This is a genomic window from Lacrimispora sp. 210928-DFI.3.58 (assembly GCF_020554865.1).
GTDB lineage: Bacteria > Bacillota > Clostridia > Lachnospirales > Lachnospiraceae > Enterocloster.
On sequence record NZ_JAJCIC010000108.1, the window covers coordinates 1 to 519 of the forward strand.

General features: G+C 48.6%; 1 protein-coding gene. It reads left to right on the top strand.

All coding sequences use genetic code 11. From position 1 onward, the window contains the following. Positions 1–415, top strand: a 415-nt coding sequence (locus LIZ87_RS22125; RefSeq protein WP_227149234.1) for a DUF4368 domain-containing protein, incomplete at its 5' end; no start/stop codon positions are given. Positions 416–519 lie beyond the last annotated feature (104 nt).

Sequence of the window (519 nt, forward strand, 5' to 3'; positions counted from 1 at the left end):
GGAACAGCGGGAAGCAATGGAACGCTCCCTTACAAGGGACGAGGAACGGATTGAGGTTCTGGACAAAATGGTAATGCGGCTTTATGAGGATATGATTGCAGGGCGTATCAGTGAGCAGAATTTCAACACCATGCTGGAAAAGACACAGACCGAGCAGACGGAGCTTAAAACAAAAGTGTCCGAGGGCAGAAAGCGGCTGTCCGATGAAGTCCAGCTTGCCAATGACGCAAAACAATGGGTGGAAGCCATTCAGGAATATGCCAACATCACAGAGCTGGACGCAGCCACCCTTAACCGCTTAATCAAAGAAATCGTCGTGCATGAGCGCATTGACGAAGATAAAACAAGACACATTTCTATCGAAATTCATTTTAATCTCAAACCCATCCCGGAGGTGGAACAGGTCACTGCCTGACCTGTCCCGCCGGGACGGTTCTCTTAAAAACACCATATAGATTTTTTGTACGCCGCCGCCCGCCATCGAGCAGAGTTTTACACCTAATTGGGGATAAAACAGCT